We start from the raw sequence: 376 nt of genomic DNA, 5'->3' as shown, positions 1-376 counted from the left end.
GCCGGCATCGCCGCGGGCAAGGACTACGGCGTCGCGAAGGGCGCGCAGATCGTGCCGGTGCGGGTGCTCGACAAGGACGGCGGCGGCGCCACCGACCGGATCATCGCGGGGATCGACTGGGTCGCGCAGAACGCCCAGCAGCCCGCGGTCGCGGTCCTGGGCATCGGCGGGGTGCCGAACGACCAGCTCGACGCGGCGGTGAAGCGCCTGGCGACGGTGGTGCCGATCGCGGTCCCGGCGGGCAGCGAGACGGCGGACGCGAGCGGCTACTCGCCGGCCCGGGTCCCGGAGGCCCTGACGGTCGCGGCGGCCGACACCCAGGACCGCCCGGACAAGACATCGAACTCGGGCCAGGACGTCGACCTGTACGCCCCGG

At 75.5% G+C, this 376-nt stretch carries 1 protein-coding gene; it reads left to right on the top strand.

Annotation, left to right across the window (positions count from 1 at the left end; translation table 11 throughout):
* Positions 1 to 376 (top strand): S8 family serine peptidase (locus CCN39_RS48920; RefSeq protein WP_434781172.1); only part of this gene is annotated, 376 nt, incomplete at both ends.

This window comes from Amycolatopsis kentuckyensis, from assembly GCF_002155975.1.
GTDB classification, from domain to species: Bacteria; Actinomycetota; Actinomycetes; order Mycobacteriales; family Pseudonocardiaceae; genus Amycolatopsis; species Amycolatopsis kentuckyensis.
This window is presented reverse-complemented; position numbering and strand designations above follow the sequence as displayed.